Source organism: Amantichitinum ursilacus (assembly GCF_001294205.1).
Classification (GTDB): Bacteria; Pseudomonadota; Gammaproteobacteria; order Burkholderiales; family Chitinibacteraceae; genus Amantichitinum; species Amantichitinum ursilacus.
Map to the genome: position 1 here is coordinate 125721 of NZ_LAQT01000007.1, position 17337 is coordinate 143057.

The 17337-nt window shown below is 59.7% G+C and carries 16 protein-coding genes; 5 read left to right on the forward strand and 11 right to left on the reverse strand.

The annotated features are described in order from the left end of the window. Positions 1 to 18: 18 nt before the first annotated feature. The 4 genes from WG78_RS09215 to pcnB are packed head-to-tail and all read right to left on the reverse strand — an operon-like array spanning position 19 to position 3306. Positions 19 to 615 (reverse strand): HD domain-containing protein, encoded by a 597-nt coding sequence (locus tag WG78_RS09215; protein ID WP_053937518.1) that lies wholly within the window; start codon positions 613 to 615, stop codon positions 19 to 21. 8 nt (positions 616 to 623) lie between these two features. Then, complete coding sequence (gene panB, locus WG78_RS09220) at positions 624 to 1415, reverse strand: 3-methyl-2-oxobutanoate hydroxymethyltransferase (protein WP_053937519.1); 792 nt, start codon at positions 1413 to 1415, stop codon at positions 624 to 626. 54 nt (positions 1416 to 1469) lie between these two features. Beyond that, positions 1470 to 1958, reverse strand: coding sequence for a 2-amino-4-hydroxy-6-hydroxymethyldihydropteridine diphosphokinase (gene folK / locus WG78_RS09225; protein WP_053937520.1), 489 nt, complete (start codon positions 1956 to 1958; stop codon positions 1470 to 1472). Further along, complete coding sequence (gene pcnB, locus WG78_RS09230; protein WP_053937688.1) at positions 1951 to 3306, reverse strand: polynucleotide adenylyltransferase PcnB; 1356 nt, start codon at positions 3304 to 3306, stop codon at positions 1951 to 1953. Before pcnB ends, folK begins: the two co-directional genes overlap by 8 nt. A 308-nt stretch (positions 3307 to 3614) precedes the next feature. Between pcnB and WG78_RS09235 the strand changes: the two genes are divergently transcribed. Then, positions 3615 to 4463 carry a PhzF family phenazine biosynthesis protein gene (locus tag WG78_RS09235; RefSeq protein ID WP_053937521.1) on the forward strand — a complete coding sequence of 283 codons (849 nt, stop codon included), beginning with the start codon at positions 3615 to 3617 and terminating at the stop codon, positions 4461 to 4463. 548 nt (positions 4464 to 5011) lie between these two features. After that, positions 5012 to 6154, forward strand: a complete 1143-nt coding sequence (locus WG78_RS09240) for a D-alanyl-D-alanine carboxypeptidase family protein (protein WP_053937522.1) — start codon at positions 5012 to 5014, stop codon at positions 6152 to 6154. A 124-nt stretch (positions 6155 to 6278) separates the two neighbouring features. Here WG78_RS09240 and WG78_RS23070 read toward each other — a convergent pair whose 3' ends face one another. Beyond that, on the reverse strand, positions 6279 to 9203 hold the full coding sequence (locus WG78_RS23070) for an HD domain-containing phosphohydrolase (RefSeq protein WP_053937523.1): 2925 nt from the start codon (positions 9201 to 9203) through the stop codon (positions 6279 to 6281). Positions 9204 to 9371: 168 nt separating this feature from the next. On the opposite strand from WG78_RS23070, the gene WG78_RS09250 reads away from it, so the two are divergent. Next, positions 9372 to 10565: a pyridoxal phosphate-dependent aminotransferase gene (locus WG78_RS09250; RefSeq protein ID WP_083458880.1), complete on the forward strand. Its 1194-nt coding sequence runs from the start codon at positions 9372 to 9374 to the stop codon at positions 10563 to 10565. 96 nt (positions 10566 to 10661) lie between these two features. Here the strand turns inward: WG78_RS09250 and WG78_RS09255 are convergent, their stop codons facing one another. Beyond that, positions 10662 to 11549, reverse strand: coding sequence for a GNAT family N-acetyltransferase (locus WG78_RS09255; RefSeq protein WP_083458881.1), 888 nt, complete (start codon positions 11547 to 11549; stop codon positions 10662 to 10664). 171 nt (positions 11550 to 11720) lie between these two features. Between WG78_RS09255 and WG78_RS09260 the strand changes: the two genes are divergently transcribed. Both WG78_RS09260 and WG78_RS09265 read left to right on the forward strand, forming a co-directional pair. Then, positions 11721 to 12122, forward strand: a complete 402-nt coding sequence (locus WG78_RS09260; protein WP_053937526.1) for a helix-turn-helix domain-containing protein — start codon at positions 11721 to 11723, stop codon at positions 12120 to 12122. Continuing rightward, on the forward strand, positions 12122 to 13489 hold the full coding sequence (locus WG78_RS09265; RefSeq protein ID WP_053937527.1) for a type II toxin-antitoxin system HipA family toxin: 1368 nt from the start codon (positions 12122 to 12124) through the stop codon (positions 13487 to 13489). Before WG78_RS09260 ends, WG78_RS09265 begins: the two co-directional genes overlap by 1 nt. 8 nt (positions 13490 to 13497) lie before the next feature. Here WG78_RS09265 and nth read toward each other — a convergent pair whose 3' ends face one another. The 5 genes from nth to coaD form a co-directional block, all read right to left on the reverse strand. After that, complete coding sequence (gene nth, locus WG78_RS09270; RefSeq protein ID WP_053937528.1) at positions 13498 to 14148, reverse strand: endonuclease III; 651 nt, start codon at positions 14146 to 14148, stop codon at positions 13498 to 13500. Continuing rightward, complete coding sequence (gene murI, locus WG78_RS09275; RefSeq protein ID WP_053937529.1) at positions 14145 to 14960, reverse strand: glutamate racemase; 816 nt, start codon at positions 14958 to 14960, stop codon at positions 14145 to 14147. The genes nth and murI overlap by 4 nt, the downstream gene beginning before the upstream one ends. An 89-nt stretch (positions 14961 to 15049) precedes the next feature. Next, positions 15050 to 15658 (reverse strand): lytic transglycosylase domain-containing protein, encoded by a 609-nt coding sequence (locus WG78_RS09280; protein ID WP_053937689.1) that lies wholly within the window; start codon positions 15656 to 15658, stop codon positions 15050 to 15052. A gap of 79 nt (positions 15659 to 15737) precedes the next feature. Beyond that, positions 15738 to 16697 (reverse strand): class I SAM-dependent methyltransferase, encoded by a 960-nt coding sequence (locus WG78_RS09285; protein WP_053937530.1) that lies wholly within the window; start codon positions 16695 to 16697, stop codon positions 15738 to 15740. 126 nt (positions 16698 to 16823) lie between these two features. Then, complete coding sequence (coaD, locus tag WG78_RS09290; RefSeq protein ID WP_053937531.1) at positions 16824 to 17327, reverse strand: pantetheine-phosphate adenylyltransferase; 504 nt, start codon at positions 17325 to 17327, stop codon at positions 16824 to 16826. Positions 17328 to 17337: the final 10 nt, after the last annotated feature.

The following is a 17337-nucleotide window of genomic DNA, read 5'->3' on the forward strand; positions in this document are numbered from 1 at the left end:
TGCAGAGTCGGGTCGAGATCAGGCGGCAGCGGGCAGCAAATCGCCGCGCGCAACGGCTTGGTGCAACTGGTCTTCCAGGTCTTGCCAGATACCCGGAAACACGGGTTCGATCCTGGCCTTGTTACCCAGAATCTGATCGATGCGGATGTTGTTTTCCTGCCAGGTGCGGCCACCGGCGTAAATGTTTTGCAGCATCGGCATCAAGCGATCCACGGCGCGCGCATAACGCGATTCAAACGACGTGCCCGTGGTGAAGTCGTGCCATAGCATCAGCATGCGCGTGCCCGTGGCGGGCGGCAGCAAGCCGAATATGCGCTGCGCACCGGCCAGTTCGCGCTCGGCCTGCAGCGCGTGCTGGCTGGTGTCATACACCAGCACATCGCCTGCATCGATTTCGGGGATGTCATGCACCAGCAGCATTTGTAGCGCGTAGGCGATATCGACCGGCTGCGACGCCTGCGTTTGCATGCTCATCGCCAGCAAACAGATCTGCCAGCTGTGTTCAGCGCTGTTTTCATAGCGATCCAGCCCCACCGGCATGCTCCGACGCAACACGCCTTTCAGCTGTTCCAGTTCAAGCACAAAGCCAGTAATGGCGGCGAATTCGGCGTTCATGGCTAACCTCAGAAGCTGTGTTCGTCCGCAGGGAAAGTCGATGCCCGCACGGCTTTCACATAGGCCTCTACCGCGCCCTGAATACTGGTCTGGCCATGCATGAAGTTTTTGACAAAGCGTGCTTTTTTGCCCGGATACACGCCCAGCATGTCATGCAGCACCAGCACCTGGCCGTCGCAGTCCACGCCCGCACCGATGCCGATCACCGGGATGGCCAACGCTTCGGAGACTGCTTTGCCTACGCTGGACGCCACCATTTCCATCACCACCAGGCTAGCCCCGGCCGCTTGCAGCGCCAAGGCATCCCGCTTTAGCGTCTCGGCTTCGGTTTCGCTCTTGCCTTGCACCTTGTAGCCGCCATAAATATTGACCGATTGCGGCTGCAGGCCAATGTGCACACAGACCGGAATACCACGCGTGGTCAAAAAATCGACGGTTTCAGCCATTACCATGCCGCCTTCAATCTTGACCATCTCGGCCCCGGCGGCCATCAGGCGGGCGGCGTTTTCAAAGGTTTTTTGCGGGCTGACTTGCGAAGCGCCAAACGACAGATCAGACAGCACCATGGCATTGCGCGTGCCGCGCGCCACACAACGTGTGTGATACACCATGTCGTCCATCGTCACGGGCAGCGTACTGGTCTGGCCCTGGATCACATTACCCAGCGAATCGCCGATCAGCAGGATTTCTACCCCGGCGGCTTCCAGCAACGACGCAAAGCTGGCGTCGTAGCAAGTCAGCATCGAGATCTTCTGGCCATCCTGTTTCATTTTGGCCAGCGTATTGACGGTTACTTTCATGCGCGGAAGTCCTGAGTGCGAAGGCGCCGATGTTGCGGCGCAAGAAAACCGAGTTTAGCGCAACGGTTTAAGCTGCTGGCTCGCTACTTTCCCCAGGAATGCCTGGGCGGGGCCAAGGACGGGGATGTCGAGATCAGGGGCGATCTCGAGCAAAGGCACCAGCACAAAGGCGCGCTCGTGCATACGGGGGTGTGGCACGTTCAGGCCCGGCTCGTTGATGATGGCGTCGCCATACAACAACACATCGAGGTCCAGCGTGCGCGGCGCATTGCGAAAACTGCGCGTACGACCGCGTGCGGCTTCCACCGCCAGCAATGCTTCCAGCAATTGTTTGGGACTGAGCGTGGTGCTGATTTCCGCGACCGCATTTACAAAGTCGGGCTGGTCGGCGTAACCGACCGGGGCCGAGGCGTAAAAGCGCGAACAGTGCAGCATGCGGATGCCGGGAATCATCGCCAGCATCTGCAGCGCGGCGGTGAGCTGCCCCGCCGGATCATCCATATTGGCGCCCAGCGCAATAAAGGCGCGTTGCGACTCACTCATCGCCGCCGCCCGCTGCGGGCGCACCCGCCGCGCCGCCACCCTTGCCGGTGGGCTTGCGCCGACGGCGACGTTTGCGGTCCCCCTGCGCCGGGCTGGCGACGCGCGCGATCATGGCCGAGCGCGTGTTGTCATCGCAGTACTGGAATTGCGTCCACCACTCGGCCAACTCTTTGTCGATCAGGCCGCATTCGGCGCGCAGCAGCAAAAAGTCATAGGCGGCGCGAAAGCGTTGCTGCTCCAGCAAGCGGTGCGGCCGCGTGCCCACGCGTTGTTCAAAACGCGGTTGCAGCAACCAGATTTCTTTCATCGCCGCGCCGTAGCGATTGGGGATGGCCAGGCGCTTTTCGACGGTGGCTTCCACCTGGTTCATCGCCGCCACCAGCGCGGGCACCGGATATTCACCAGCGGCCTGGCGCTTCTGCCAGTCGGCCTCCACTTCGTGCCACAGCAAAGCGGCAAACAGGAAGCCTGCCGACACCGGCTTGTCTTCGGCCAGGCGTTGGTCCGTGGCGGATAAAGCCTTCTGCAGGAATTGCGCAGTGGCCGGTTTGGTCAGCAACTGGTCCAGCACCGGAAACAGATAGTTGTGCAGGCCTTCGGCGCGCAGCGACATCAAACAGTCCCAGGCGCGGCCCGACAACAGCAGCTTCATCATTTCGTCGAACAAACGCGCCGACGGAATGTTCTGTAACAGATTGGCATGTTCTGAAATCGGCTTGCGCGTCGTCGGCGCAATTTCGAGACCCAACTTGGCGGCCAGCCGCACCGCGCGCAGCATGCGCACCGGATCTTCGCGATAACGCACATCGGCCTCGCCGATCATCACCAGCTTTTTGTTCTCGACGTCATCCACACCGTGATGAAAGTCGATGATTTCTTCGCGGCTGGGGTCGTAATACAAGGCGTTGACGGTAAAGTCGCGGCGCAGCGCATCGTCTTCGAGGCTGCCATACACGTTGTCGCGCAGAATGCGGCCGGATTCGTCGGTGGGCGCTTCGCCGGCGCCGCGGAAGGTGGTCACTTCGATGATTTCTTCGCCGCCGCGCTCGTAAAACGGCACATGCACAATGCGAAAGCGTCGGCCGATAATGCGCGACCGGTTGAAGATATGGCGCACTTGTTCGGGCGTGGCGCTGGTGGCCACGTCAAAGTCTTTGGGCGATTTGCCCAGCATCAGGTCGCGCACCGCGCCGCCCACCACATAGGCCTCGTAACCCGCATCCTGCAGGCGATCACAGACCTTGAGCGCGCCATGATGGATGTCTTCACGACGGATGCCGTAATGTTTGGCGTGCATTACCCGTTTGCCCGGGCGGCGCAATACCTTGCCGATCAGCTTGCGTATCATCATTCAACCAGTAAAAGCCGGCGTGATCAGGTCGCATCAAAACGATGTGCCCCGCCGTTTGCCTATTTAAGCCAGGCAGATGCCTGATTTGTCAGAAAACAAAGCGCCATATTATACAGTCCGCCCGCGCTATACAGCGGCAAAATCGCCCTGGTTGCCGCAAAACCTTACGAAATGTGCGGTCAGATAACGCTTTTGCCCGTTTGCGCAACTGTTTTGATCTGAAAATACCCAGCCTGTTTCTAGCGACAAGTGCCGCGCTGCCGCATTCTGGCCAGCCCTCACCTTCTTCTTCCGGATTGCCGCACATGCCCACCTATCGCTATCGCATCGTCAACGTGTTTGCGCAAGAAACCTTTGGCGGCAATCCGCTGGCCGTGTTTGATCAGGCCACGGGCCTGAACGATGGCCAGATGCAAAAAATCGCGCAGCAACTCAATCTGTCCGAAACCACGTTTGTGTTTGCCGCCGAGCCAGGTAGCGCCGCCGACGTTAAGGTGCGCATCTTTACGCCCGGCTACGAGCTGCCGTTTGCCGGCCACCCCACTCTAGGCACGGCCTGGACCATCGCACTATCCACACAACAAACTGCGGTTAAACTGGGCCTGAAAGCGGGTGATATCCCGGTCGACATCGACGGCGACTACGCCACGCTGACCGCCAACGCCCCGGTCTACCGCGACGCCGCCCCGGCCGCCGATATCGCCGCCGCCCTCGGCACCGCGCCCGAAACCCTGGCCGGCACGCCGCTGTTTGTCGACGTGGGCTCGGAACAACTGGTGGTGGCCCTCAAAACCCCCGCCGACGTCGCCGCCTGCAAACCGCCGCTCGACCTGTTCGTGCCTGCCACCCGCACCGGCCAGAACCGCTCGGTGGCGCTGGTATGGGCCTGGGCCAACGACCACGAAATCATCGCGCGCTTTTTCTGGGTACAAGCGGGCGCCATCAGCGAAGACTTCGGCACCGGCTCGGCCTGCGCCAACCTGGGCGGCTGGCTGCTGCGCAACAACGCGCAATTACCGCTAACCGCCACCATGATCCAGGGCCACGGCATCAACCGCCTGGCACATCTGAAACTGACGCTAACGGCCGAAGGCCAGATCAAGGTCGGCGGCCGGATCGTCCCGATCGGCAGCGGTGAGCTCACGCTGGATTAAGCCAGCCCAGGGGTAGCCGACAGTCCGTCCCAAAGAAGCTACCCCACCGCCACCACGCCCACCCGATGTTGCGCAGCAACGAGGCAGCACGCCTGGCAAACCAGCGCCATCCCCTGAGCGCGCGAAGGTAGGAGACCAGCCATGGGCTCCGACTGAGCGTCGCGTCCGCGGAGCGGCAGCTACAAAACCCGGTTATGCAGACGGTTAGTTTCGGCTTTTGAAGTAGCCCCTTCTGCGCAGCTTTACCGCGCGGAGGGTCGCCTTTCTTCTGGTTACTTTGCTTTGGCGAAGCAAAGAAAAGTGACGTGCTCCCGGGCACCCCCGGGTATCAAAAAATGCGCCGCAGGCTAAGCGTTTAAAGATCCCAGACCCCGGCACCACTATCAAACAACTCGCAGCCTGCTAATCAATTGGGGGGAACCACCCCGCCCCCAAAGCGGACAAACTCCCCCTGACACTTACAGTCAAAATACGCACATAATACGCACCACGCCGTACGCGCCAGGTGTACTTTCTTCCATCCCGCTTCAAATCCAGAATTGCCCGCCATGATTTCACGCCGCATTACCCAAAGCCTTATCGCCGTCGGTCTGTTGATCGCCACCACCGCCCAAGCCTTCACCCCGCCGCCGCCGCAACTGGCCGCCAAAGCATGGGCGCTCAATGATTTCCAGAGCGGTGAAATGCTCACCGCCAAAGACCCGGACACCCGCATCGAGCCCGCGTCGCTCACCAAGCTGATGACCGCCTACGTGGTGTTCAAGGCCGTCAAAGAAGGCCGCCTTAAACTCGACCAGCAGCTCACCGTTTCCGCCAAAGGTTGGAAGACCGAAGGCTCGCGCATGTTTCTTGACCCCAAAACGCCGGCCACTGTCGACGATTTGATCAAGGGCATGATTGTGCAGTCGGGCAATGATGCGTGCGTGACGCTGGCCGAAGCCATCGCCGGCAGCGAAGAAGTATTTGCTGGACTGATGAACGTTGAAGCCAAACGCCTGGGCATGAATGGCTCGCACTTCGTCAATTCGACAGGCCTGCCGGACCCCAACCACTACATGACCGTGGCCGACCTCGGCAAGATTGCGGGCGCAATCATTCGCGATTACCCGCAGTTCTATCCGATCTATTCGATGCACGAATTTACGTACAACAAGATCAAGCAGCCCAACCGCAACTTGCTGTTGTACCGCGACCCGAACGTCGACGGCATGAAAACCGGCCACACCGAATCGGCGGGCTTTAACCTCGTCGCTAGCACACACGCCAACGGCCGTCGTCTGATTTCGGTAGTGGTGGGCACCACGGGCGACGTGGTGCGCGCCAATGAATCGGCCAAATTGCTGGGCTGGGGTCTGCAGTTTTTTGACACCACCAAGGCATTCAGCGCGGGCCAGGTGGTGGATACGCCGCGCGTTTATAAAGGCGACGCCGACAGCGTTAGTCTGGGCTTTAACAGCGACCGTTATCTGACCGTGCCGAAGGGCGACGGCGGCAAGTTCACCACGCAAGCCGTGCTGCCCGCCAAACCGCTGATCGCGCCGCTGAAAGCAGGCCAGCAGGTAGGCACCGTCAAGCTGATGGCCAATGGCAAGCAAGTGGGCGAATACCCGCTGGTGGTGCTGAAGGATGTAAACGAAGGCGGCTTTTTCCATCGCCTGATCGATACCATCCGCTTGTGGTTTGCCAAGTAATCATTGTCGGCTGAAACGGCCGCATCCATAGGGTGGGTCTAGACCCACCACTCAAAGCCATAAAAGTAAAACGCCAACGCACGTGCGCTTGTCGATGGCTTGGGGTGGTGGGTCTAGACCCACCCTATAGGTACTGGGTGATATCCACCGCGTCGAGTTGTTCGGGGCGCAGAAACACCTTGGCGTAATGCAGATAAACGCCGCCGCGCAAAAACAGCTCAAACAATTCCGCATCGATATGCCCGTCGCTGCGCATGCGCGCCATGATCGCCAGCGCTTCGCTCAGCGTCTTGCCTTGCTTGTACGGCCGGTCCACGGCCGTTAGCGCTTCAAAGATGTCGGCGATGGCCATCATGCGCGCCAGCGGGCTCATCTGTTCGCGCGTCAGGCGTCTTGGGTAACCGGTGCCATCCATCTTTTCGTGATGCCCGGCCGCAATCTCGGGCACGTTGCGCAGATGGCGCGGAAACGGCAGTTTCTCCAGCATCACAATGGTCTGGATGATGTGCTCGTTGATCTTGTAGCGCTCCTCCGCCGTCAAGGTGCCGCGGCCCAGACACAGGTTATGCAGCTCGCCGCGGTTATATAAAAGCGCCGGCACATCCATTACAAAGCCATGCCCTTGCGGCAACTGGTCACGCGGGCCGCGCTCGAACAGATGCTCGGGTTTGTCGGCTAACAGGTTTTCCGTCGCGGGCAAGGGCGCAGGCGGGACGGCCTGTTTGCGCGTCAGTTCCTCATGCGACAAGCCGATGCGATCATCCAGCGTGCGTTGCCATTGGCGTTGCGCAATCTGCTGCAATTGGTCGACATCAGCCGCATCCATGCCCTCCCCGCCCTGATTGCTGCGCGCCACCAACGCAAATTCGCGGTCGAGCGTTGCCAGCATCTGGTCGCGGATTTCCGCCAGCGCCGCCTTGTCGCCGCCCTGCGCCACGCCCTGCCAATAGGCGATTTCGGCATCGCGTTTCAGCACTTCAAAGCGGGTGCGGATTTCGTGGATGCGGTCATACAGCGTTTCCAGCCGCGTGGCCTTATCGACCACATATTCCGGCGTGGTGACCTTGCCGCAATCGTGCAGCCACGCGGCAATATGCAGCGCCTGCCATTCCTCTTCGTTCATGGCGAAATCTGCATAGGGGCCATCGCGCGCGGCGCACGCGGCCTCGGCCAGCATGCGCGCCAGCTCGGGCACGCGCTGGCAATGGCCGCCGGTGTAGGGGCTTTTGGCGTCGATGGCGCCCGCTACCAACTGGATAAACGATTCCAGTAGCGCCTGTTGTTCCTGAATCAGCCGCTGCGTTTCGAGCGCCACCGCCGCAGTGCCGGATACCGCCTCCAGCAGGGCCATGCGCGTCAGGCCGGGCTCCGCCTGGCCGTCCGCCAAAAACAGCAGCAACACGCCTACGCTTTGCGCTTGCCGATTGCTCAGCGGAATCGCCACCAGCGTGCGCGGCTGGCCAAAGCGCTGCAGCGGATGAAACCAGGTATTGAGCGGACCCGTTTCAATTTGCCCGATCCACGTTTGCCCGCTGGTTTGCGCCAACAACGCCGGATGCAACGGATCACTGGCCAGATGCAGCACCGGCAACGGCTGGCTTAGCAAAATACACTGGTCCTGCTGGCACGCCTGGCGCGCATGCAGGCTGCCATCCGGCTCGGTCAGATACACGATGCCGCTTTGCGCCTGCGCCATCTGCACCGTTTCGGTCAGGATGCGCGCCAGCAACTGATCAAAGTCGCGCTCGTCCGCCAAGGCATCGCCGATATCGCGAAACTGCTCGATGGTGGCCTGCATTTGCTGCATCGAATGCGCCAGCTCGTGGATTTCCAGAATCACCGAACCGGTTTCTACCGCGGTATCAAAGCGCATGGCCTGGATCGCGCGCGCCTGGTTGATCAGCGCCTGGATGGGCCGCGACGCCAGCCGCGAAAACCACATCGCCACCGGCACCGCCACGGCCAGCAAAATCAGCGCGATCAGCATGGTTTGAAAGCGCAACTGGCGCGCATCGGCCAGCAGTTCGCGCTGCGGTGCAGCCATCGCCAGATGCAACAACTGGTCACCCGGGCCATCCACCGCAATGCGCGCCACATAGCCGTACCAGTCTTCGCCCTCCACATGCAGCGTGGCGGCGGCATCGGCGTAATGGCTGCGATCGCCCATCAATGCGGCAATCGCCGGCACGCCCAGTTCGGCAATGCCCACCAGCGACAGACTGCCATCGGCTTCGGGCCGCACAATCTTGTCAGGCTCGCGATACGCCAGCACGTTGCCATGCGGGCCGATCAGCGCCAGCTCGCTGTGCGCGGTAATGCTTTTCTGGCGTAGCAGCTGGCTGACCTGCGCCAACGTCACGTCGATGCCTGCCACCGCACCATCGGGCACCTGGCGCGCAAAGGTGGCGCCGGGCTCGCGCGTGGTAAAGAACACATAGGGCTCGGTAAAGATGTGGCCGTCATGCAGCCGCGCGGCTGCGTACCAGGCGCGGGTGCGCGGGTCATAGCGGTAATCAGGCTGGAGCCGGTTTTCCAGCAAACGCAGCTGGTCGTCGTAATACAGAAAGCGGCCTTCGCGTTGGCCGTCGAGGGTTTCGATACTTTGCAATAACCAGCGCGCCTGCAGCGGCGGCGTATAGGTTTTGCGAAACGTGGCGTTGTCGGGCACGCGGCGCAGCAAAAAGAAATCGCCATTGGCGTAGCCGGCATACGCGGCCGTCAGCGCGGGCTGATTGCGCAACAACTGTTGCAGATACGGCAGGCTGTGCAGCCGTTGCTGCAAGCTCTGCGCGTGCAACAGCTGCGTGTTGGCCAGCAAATCCACCGATGTGCCGGCATTGCGATACAGGTTATCCAGCCGTTCCGCCGTCTGCGCGCCAATCTGGTTAAACAAGGTGCGCGACGCGGTCAGCAGCATACGGCTGGCCTGGCGGTCGTTGTACCAGGTGTTGGCCGCCGCGAAGACCACGATCAACAGGATGAACAACCATGCAATATGGATGTGCAGCGGATAGCGGCGGATCGGTTTATCGGCAGAACGCTTGGGCATTACGCTCTCTATCAGCGATGGGATTGTTCTTGAGAATAGTCGAGCCTGACGTCCTGCACGCGGCGTTTACTTTTATGTCGCCATCGATACCGCTGCGCTTACAGCAGCGACGCGCTCCGCGCTAAACTCTCGTTTTTGCTCACCGTGACCGCCTTAAGGATCTGCACCGTGCAACTGTCTAACCGCGTACTCGCCATCAAGGAATCCCCCACCCTCGCCATCACCGCCAAAGCCGGCAAGCTGAAAGCCGAAGGCCGCGATGTGATTGCACTGGCTGCGGGCGAACCCGATTTCGATACTCCGGATCACATCAAAGCCGCCGCCATCGAAGCCATCAACAAAGGCTTTACCAAATACACGCCGGTTTCGGGGACGCCAGGGCTGAAGAAAGCCATCATCGACAAGTTCAAGCGTGATAACGGTGTGGATTACGCGGCTAATCAGATTCTGGTGTCGGTGGGCGGCAAGCAAAGCTTCTTTAACCTGTGCCAGGCGTACATCAATGCGGGCGACGAAGTGATCGTGCCCGCGCCGTACTGGGTGTCTTACCCCGATATCGTGCTGATTGCCGAAGGCAAACCGGTGATCGTGCAATGCGGCATCGAGCAAGGCTTCAAGCTGACCGCCGCACAACTGCAGGCGGCCATTACGCCACGCACCCGCCTGGTGGTGCTGAATAGCCCGTCCAATCCCACGGGCGCGGTGTACACGCTGGAAGAACTGAAAGCGCTGGGCGAAGTGCTGAAACAACATCCCGATGTGCTGATCGCCTCGGACGATATGTACGAACACGTAATGCTGGGCGACACGCGCTTTTACAACATCCTGAACGCCTGCCCCGATCTGTACGAACAGACCATCCTGCTAAACGGTGTTTCGAAAGCGTATTCGATGACGGGCTGGCGTATTGGCTACGCGGCGGGCCCGGCCAAGCTGATCAAGGCGATGGAAAACATCCAGTCGCAATCCACCTCCAACCCGACTTCGATTTCGCAAGTGGCCGCCGAAGCCGCACTGGTGGGCAGCCAGGATTGCATCAAGCCGATGCTGGAAGCGTTTAACCAGCGCCACGAATTTGTGGTGAACAAGTTCAACCGCATCCGTGGCCTGAAATGCCTGGTGGCAGGCGGCGCGTTCTACGCCTTTGTCGACGCGCGCGAAGCGATCAAACTGCTGGCCGTTGAAGGCAAAATCAGCGAGGCCACCGATCTGGCGTTGGGCGCTTATCTGCTCGATACGCAAGATGTGGCCGTGGTGCCGGGCTCGGCCTTTGGCGCGGAAGGCTACTTCCGCATTTCGTTTGCCACCAGCATGGGTAACCTGGAAAAAGCGTTGGGGCGGATTGAGAAGGCGTTGAGCTAAGCCCGATTAAAATGTGGAACGAAAAAAGCGATGCCTGCGGGCATCGCTTTTTTGTTTGGCCATCGTCGCGCCACGGCAGCCCCCGCTAATTCAGCTTTACGCCACGCCCATCCTGCTGAATGTGGCTTTGGTATACGCCAGGCGGAACCCGGCACGTTCGGCATTGCGCGCGCTAACGTTGGCGGGGCGCACCGAGACGCTAGCCAGATCGCAGCCCGCCGCACGCGCAGCCGTTAACCTCGCCTGCAATAACGCGGTTTGCACGCCGCGCTGCCGCCATGCAGGCACGGTACTGGTAATCGATAGATACGCCACGGTGCCGCCCGGGGTCGGTAACAAGCTAAGCCCTGCGGTACCTGCGATCTGGCCGTCGATGCGCGCGGCAAATAGTTGGGTGTCGGCGCGCAGCACCGCGATTTGTGCCAATGCGCGTAGCAAACTCACCGGGCGCGAAGTGGCCTGGACGGCGAAACCCGCAATGCAGTGCTCGATAAATACCTCATCCGCCAACTGCGGGCCGCTGAGGATTTCGATATCGGGATAGTCCGTGGCCGCCGTATCCGCTTCGGACAGCGGCAGCACATAGCTATTGCTGAACGCGTTGACGTGATAACCGCGCGCCGCCAGCAGCGGCAGGATCGCGGCATCGGCATGCGGGCAGACGTCGATTTCGACGGGCAGGCCCAGCTCGGCGTAGCCCGCTTCCAGCTGCGCCAACGCGGCGGCGCTCACCGCCGCGCTCATGGCGATACCGGTAACGTGGTTCAGCTTGCGGCCGAACTCGGGCAGCGTAAACGCCGCGATGCCATTGGCGATCTTTTGCGTGCGGACCGCGGTATTGCCGGACAGCTGCTGCAGCGCGGTGACTTGCTGGAATAGATGTTGGGCCTCGGCGTGTTCAAGGATGGCGGCGAGTTCGGCGTGGGTAACGATCATGTCGGTCGAGTTTATGAATGAGGTGGGCGGCAACTGAGATTGAAGCATGACGCCGCCACTGTTTCATCCTCCACAGTCGCGACATCAGATACGGTGTTAAATGGTTTAACTACTTATTTGATGTTTCCAATATTTAACAACATATATATTGTATTTTCGTTTTGACAACATATTTTTTGTCGACATAAGATAGGTCGTTCTTTTTCTCTCCGGTGACGTATGCAATATGCCGTTCCTGATAGCGATACCCTGTCTGATCTGATGGCAGGTGCCCGCAAGCGCTTAGGCCTCAGCCAGCGGCAGTTTGCCGCCCAGCTAGGTATGCAGCAGCAGAACTACGCCCGCATCGAAAAAAACCCGGGGGCCGTGGCATTTGACACCGTCTTATTGATACTCCGGGCGCTCTACCTGGATATGCACATGGAAGACGTGCCGCTAAGTTACGCGCTACCGCAGCAAACTTCTGGGCCTGATCAGGTGGCCGAAGCGCCGGTGCAATATGTCTTCCGCGGCGTACAGCCCTCCAAACGAAAAAAACGGGATCCGCGCGCCAAAACGGTGGAAAGCGCTGCGCTGCCGCCCGCTTCGATCTGGGGTAATGCCACGCCGGAGGAATTCTGATGCCGACGCTTTCGGTATGGATGAACGGTCTGCGCGTGGGCTTCTGGAGCACTACGGCGCAAGGTGACGAATTTGCCTACGACGCAAACTGGCTGAGCGACCAGAACGGGCAGCGTCGTCCCATCTCACTCTCCATGAAGTTTCGCCCCGGCCACCAGCCGCACAAAGGCGCTCTGGTTCGCAATTATTTTGACAATCTGTTGCCCGATAGCGAGAACATCAGACGGCGACTGGCGGCGCAACACAGTCTTGCGGGCATCGGCACGTTCGAGCTGCTTGAGGCCATCGGCCGCGATTGTGTGGGCGCCCTTCAGTTACTGCCTGAAGACGGCGCGCCAAAGGACTTGATCGACATCAAAGGCGAGCCGTTGGATGAAGCCGGTGTAGCGCGTGTGGTGCGACGCACCCTCAGCGACTCGCCCGCAGCCCTGCGCGATGACGCCGAAGAACTGCGCATTTCGATTGCTGGCGCCCAGGAGAAAACCGCACTGCTATTTCATGAAGGGCGTTGGCAAAAACCGGTGGGCAGCACACCTTCAACGCACATTCTGAAACTGCCGATGGGCGAGATTCTGGTTAACGACGGCAGCCTCGATATGCGCCATTCGGTGGAAAACGAGTGGCTGTGCGGACGTGTGTTACATGCCTATGGGCTGGACATCGCGGACAGCGAAATACTCTGTTTTGAAGATCAGAAAGTGCTTGCGGTAAAACGCTTCGATCGGCGCATGGCAGCCGATCACAAATGGATCATCCGTCTGCCGCAGGAAGATTTTTGCCAGGCGCTAGGCATCAGTTCGGTCAACAAATACGCGAGCAATGGCGGCCCACGCGCAGAGGACATCAATGCCCTATTGATCGTATCCGCTGGCGAAAATGACCGGCGCACTTTTTTCTGCACGCTGGTCATTTTCTGGATGCTGGCGGCGATCGATGGTCACGCCAAAAACTTCAGTGTTTTTTTGCAGGCCAATTCAAAGTATCAGCTCACGCCCTTGTATGACGTGCTCTCAGCACACCCCATCATCGGTGGCGGACGCGGCCAATATCACGAGAGCAAGGTCAGGCTGGCCATGCCGGTGCAGGGCAAGAGCGGCCCGCATTACCTGATATCCCGAATTCAGGCACGCCACTGGATCTATTTCGGCGCAAAGGTGCTGCAATTTACGCAGGACGAAGCAACAATTCGCCAACTTCTGCAGCAATTGGTCGACCAGACAGAGCCCGCGATCGCGCAAGTGGAGGCGCAATTGCCTGCGAGCTTTCCCGAACAAGTGTCGGACAGCATCTTTGCCGGCCTGCGCAAATACGCCCGCAAACTGGAGTCGGGCCTGAACGCCCAGCGCGCTGACGCCGACGACGACTAGACGCCGCCTTAGCGCCCCTTCGGTGGCGTCAGTTCCTTGCCTTTGAAATCGCACACGTCATTGACCACACAGCGCCAGCATTCCGGACGGAGTGCCTTGCAGACGTAGCGGCCGTGCAGAATCAGCCAATGGTGGGCGTTGAGCAGAAATTCGGGCGGGGTGACTTTCAGCAGCTTGTCTTCGACCGCACGCACATCTTTGCCAGGGGCCAGGCCGGTACGGTTGCCGACGCGAAAGATATGCGTATCGACCGCCAGCGTCGGGTGGCCGAAAGCGGTATTCAACACCACGTTAGCGGTTTTGCGGCCGACGCCGGGCAGCGCTTCGAGCGCCTCACGTTGCGCTGGCACTTCGCCACCGTGTTGTTCCAGCAGGATGCGACAGGTTTCCAGCAGGTGCTTGGCCTTGCTGCGATACAAGCCAATGCTCGAAATATAAGATTCCAGCCCCTCTTGCCCCAACGCCAGGATGGCGGCCGGCGTATTGGCCACGGGAAACAAGCGGCGCGTGGCTTTGTTGACGCCCACGTCGGTGGCCTGCGCCGACAACAGCACCGCAGTTAGCAGTTCAAACGGCGTGGTGTAGGCCAGTTCGGTGGTCGGGTTCGGGTCGAGTTCGGCCAGGCGTTGGTAAAAGATGCGGCGCGTTTCTTTGTTCATAGCCGGTCCAGGCTCACCTGTTCGATCGCGCCCAGGTTGCGGCCCAGAAAGCGCTCGCCCACATTGCGAAAATTGAGCGGCACATCGGTCACAAAATAGCGGTAATCGGGCATACCGCGTTGCGTGTTGGCCAGGCCTTGTTGTTGCAGCAACTCGGCGGTCTGGTCAGCAATGGCGATGGCGGAATCCACCAGTTTTAGATTGCCCGTCATGGTCGACAGCATGGGCTTGAGCAGCGGGTAGTGGGTGCAGCCCAGCACGAGGGTATCGATTTGCTCGACGAACACCGGCTTCAGATATTCCTGCGCAGTCAGGCGGGTTACGGGGTGATCCAGCCAGCCCTCTTCCACTAGCGGCACAAACAGCGGGCAGGCTTGCGAATACACGCGGCAATCCGGGTCCATCTGGTGGATGGCGCGCGCGTAGGCGTTGCTATTGATGGTGGTGGGGGTGCCGATCACGCCAATGCCGCCGGTTTTTGATTCGGCCACAGCGCACAGCGCGCCCGATTCGATGACGTCCAGCACCGGCAACGGGCTGATTTCGCGTACTTTTTCAGCGGCGACGGCCGCCATGGTGTTACAGGCGATGATCAGCATCTTGACGTTTTGCCGCTGCAAAAAATCAACAATCTGCAACGTAAAGTGTTCGATGGTGCTGGTGGATTTAACGCCGTAGGGCACGCGTGCGGTATCGCCAAAGTAGACGATGTTTTCAAACGGCAAGCGGTCCATCAAGGCGCGCACCACCGTCAGCCCGCCCACGCCGGAATCAAATACGCCGATGGGATGCGAAGGAAGAGAGGTGGCCATGGTGCAAACGCTCGCAGCGAAAGAGCGCGATTCTACCATGCGGCATGCGCCGATAAACCGGGTTTGTAAGGCGTAACAGTGTAGATCTGTTAGCGGCTGGCAACGGTGCCGGTCTGGTCCCAGGAGAACAGATTCTTCCAGGCGCCGTACACCATATTCGGGTATTCCGGGCGGCCCAGGCTGCCGTTATAGCGGCCCAGCGCGCGAAACAGATCGCCGTTTTCGATATCCAGATAGTGGCGCAGGATGGTGCAGCCGTAGCGCAGGTTGGTATTCATATCAAACAGGTTTTGCTGTGGCGTGCCAATCTGGCGTTGCCAGAACGGCATCACCTGCATCAGCCCGCGCGCGCCCACCGATGAAATCGCATAACGGTTAAAGCCGCTTTCGACATTGATCAGCCCCAACACCATTTGCGGATCAAGCCCCGCACGGGTGGCTTCGTATTGCACCGACGTCAGCAGCTTGCGGCGCATGAATTCGTCGGGAATCTTGCGCGCCAGGCGGTTGGACATGTCGTTAAGCCACACCTGGCCGATCGCCGCGTTATCAAACACCAGACGTGGCTGCACGCCGTCGTCAATCGAACGGGCCATGGACGACTGCACCGAGGCCGACAGCGCTTCTTCTTGCTGCGCGCCCGCCCACACTTGCGTCGATAACAATGCCAATAAACAAGACGTTAAGACTTTTTTCACAACCAACCACAACCCTGCCAGAAGCGTCCAAATTTAAGGGCTGACGGCCATGCTGGTCAATGGCCTGCCAGCAGTCGCATCATGCCGCCGGGCGTTCAAAGCGGAAGCACTGGTGTATGCGCTTGTTGCGGAAATCTTCCGGAATCGACTCCGCCGTGATGTCGGTACACAACGGTTCGAGCGCGGCATCCAGCTTGAACGTGCGCAGGTTATTGGAGAAATACAGCACGCCGCCCGGATGCAACATATCCAGACACGTTTCTACCAGCCAGCGATGATCGCGCTGGATATCCAGCACGCCCTGCATCTTTTTGGAATTGGAAAACGAGGGTGGGTCCAGCACGATCAGGTCGTACAGCCAGCCACCGTCGCGGCTTTCTTCCAGGTATTGCAGCACGTCGGTGCGCACGCGGCGATGTTGCGGGCCTTCAAAACCGTTGAGCGCCATATTGCGCGCGGTCCAGTCCAGATAAGTGTTCGACAGATCGACCGACGTGGTGGCCTTGGCCCCACCCGCCGCCGCGTACACCGAGAACGCGCCGGTGTAGCAAAACAGATTGAGCACGCGGCGGCCCGCGCTTTCTTCGCGTACACGTTGCCGCGTATTGCGGTGATCCAGAAACAGGCCGGTATCCAGATAGCCTTCCAGGTTAACCAGAAACTTGAGGCCCTGCTCCATCACCACGTATTCGTGCGCGGTGTGGTCGTCATCGTCAAACTGGTTTTTTTCGTACTGGCTGTCGCCTTTCTGGCGCTGACGCGTCTTGATAGTGACGTTGTCTTCCGGAATGCCCAGCGCTTCGGCTGTGGCGTACCAGATATCGGCCAGCCACGCTTCGTGGTCTTCGTCGGTCTGCACCCAGCCCGTGTCGTATTCCTGCAGATTGGCGCGGCCGTCGTACCAGTCGACGATGACCGGAAATTCGGGCACGTCGCGGTCGTACACGCGAAAGCAGGACAATTCATTGCGCCGCGCCCATTTGCTCCAGTGTTTGAAGTTTTTGGCAAGGCGATTACGGTAGCTGGTGATATCGGACATCAGAGTGCTTCTTTCAAATGCCACCGCCGCCCGGAGCAATGCGCACGGGCGGCGGCGGTCGTAAATCAATCAAACAGATCCTGCGCGCGGACGGGCTTTTGTTTATATAGCCCGGCTGCTGCGGTTTTATCCGCCGCGGTTGGACATATGCCAGCTAACCAGGCGCTCGAACACGGGCGCGGGCACGTATTGCCCCACTACGTCTTTCCAGCCATCCGGGCCGACCAGGCCTTTAACCATCGTAGAGCTGACTTCGGCGATTTCGCGCGGCGGCATCAGAAAAATAGTGTCGATATGCGGCGCCAGATCGGCATTCACATAGCGCATTTTGCGTTCGAATTCGTAATCGGCGGCTTCGCGGATACCGCGAATAATGTAATCGGCATTGCGATCACGCGCGTAATCCACCAGAAACCGGTTCTCGAACGTTTCTACCCGCAGATTGGGCAAATGTTGGGTGGCTTCGCGCAGCATGGTCACGCGCTCGGCCACGCTAAAGGTATAGCGTTTGTCCGGATTTTCGCCGATGGCCACGATCATTTCGTCAAACAGGCGCACGCCGTGCTCGATCATCCAAAGATGGCCGTTGGTGACTGGATCAAAGCTACCGGCATAAACGGCACGCCGCATGATGCATTTC

Excerpts from the sequence above, each read along its gene's own strand:
- WG78_RS09215 (WP_053937518.1), bottom strand. The coding sequence starts at position 615 with ATGAACGCCGAATTCGCCGCCATTACTGGCTTTGTGCTTGAACTGGAA.
- panB (WP_053937519.1), bottom strand. The coding sequence starts at position 1,415 with ATGAAAGTAACCGTCAATACGCTGGCCAAAATGAAACAGGATGGCCAG.
- folK (WP_053937520.1), bottom strand. The coding sequence starts at position 1,958 with ATGAGTGAGTCGCAACGCGCCTTTATTGCGCTGGGCGCCAATATGGAT.
- pcnB (WP_053937688.1), bottom strand. The coding sequence starts at position 3,306 with ATGATACGCAAGCTGATCGGCAAGGTATTGCGCCGCCCGGGCAAACGG.
- WG78_RS09235 (WP_053937521.1), top strand. The coding sequence starts at position 3,615 with ATGCCCACCTATCGCTATCGCATCGTCAACGTGTTTGCGCAAGAAACC.
- WG78_RS09240 (WP_053937522.1), top strand. The coding sequence starts at position 5,012 with ATGATTTCACGCCGCATTACCCAAAGCCTTATCGCCGTCGGTCTGTTG.
- WG78_RS23070 (WP_053937523.1), bottom strand. The coding sequence starts at position 9,203 with ATGCCCAAGCGTTCTGCCGATAAACCGATCCGCCGCTATCCGCTGCAC.
- WG78_RS09255 (WP_083458881.1), bottom strand. The coding sequence starts at position 11,549 with ATGCTTCAATCTCAGTTGCCGCCCACCTCATTCATAAACTCGACCGAC.
- WG78_RS09260 (WP_053937526.1), top strand. The coding sequence starts at position 11,721 with ATGCAATATGCCGTTCCTGATAGCGATACCCTGTCTGATCTGATGGCA.
- WG78_RS09265 (WP_053937527.1), top strand. The coding sequence starts at position 12,122 with ATGCCGACGCTTTCGGTATGGATGAACGGTCTGCGCGTGGGCTTCTGG.
- nth (WP_053937528.1), bottom strand. The coding sequence starts at position 14,148 with ATGAACAAAGAAACGCGCCGCATCTTTTACCAACGCCTGGCCGAACTC.
- murI (WP_053937529.1), bottom strand. The coding sequence starts at position 14,960 with ATGGCCACCTCTCTTCCTTCGCATCCCATCGGCGTATTTGATTCCGGC.
- WG78_RS09285 (WP_053937530.1), bottom strand. The coding sequence starts at position 16,697 with ATGTCCGATATCACCAGCTACCGTAATCGCCTTGCCAAAAACTTCAAA.
- coaD (WP_053937531.1), bottom strand. The coding sequence starts at position 17,327 with ATGCGGCGTGCCGTTTATGCCGGTAGCTTTGATCCAGTCACCAACGGC.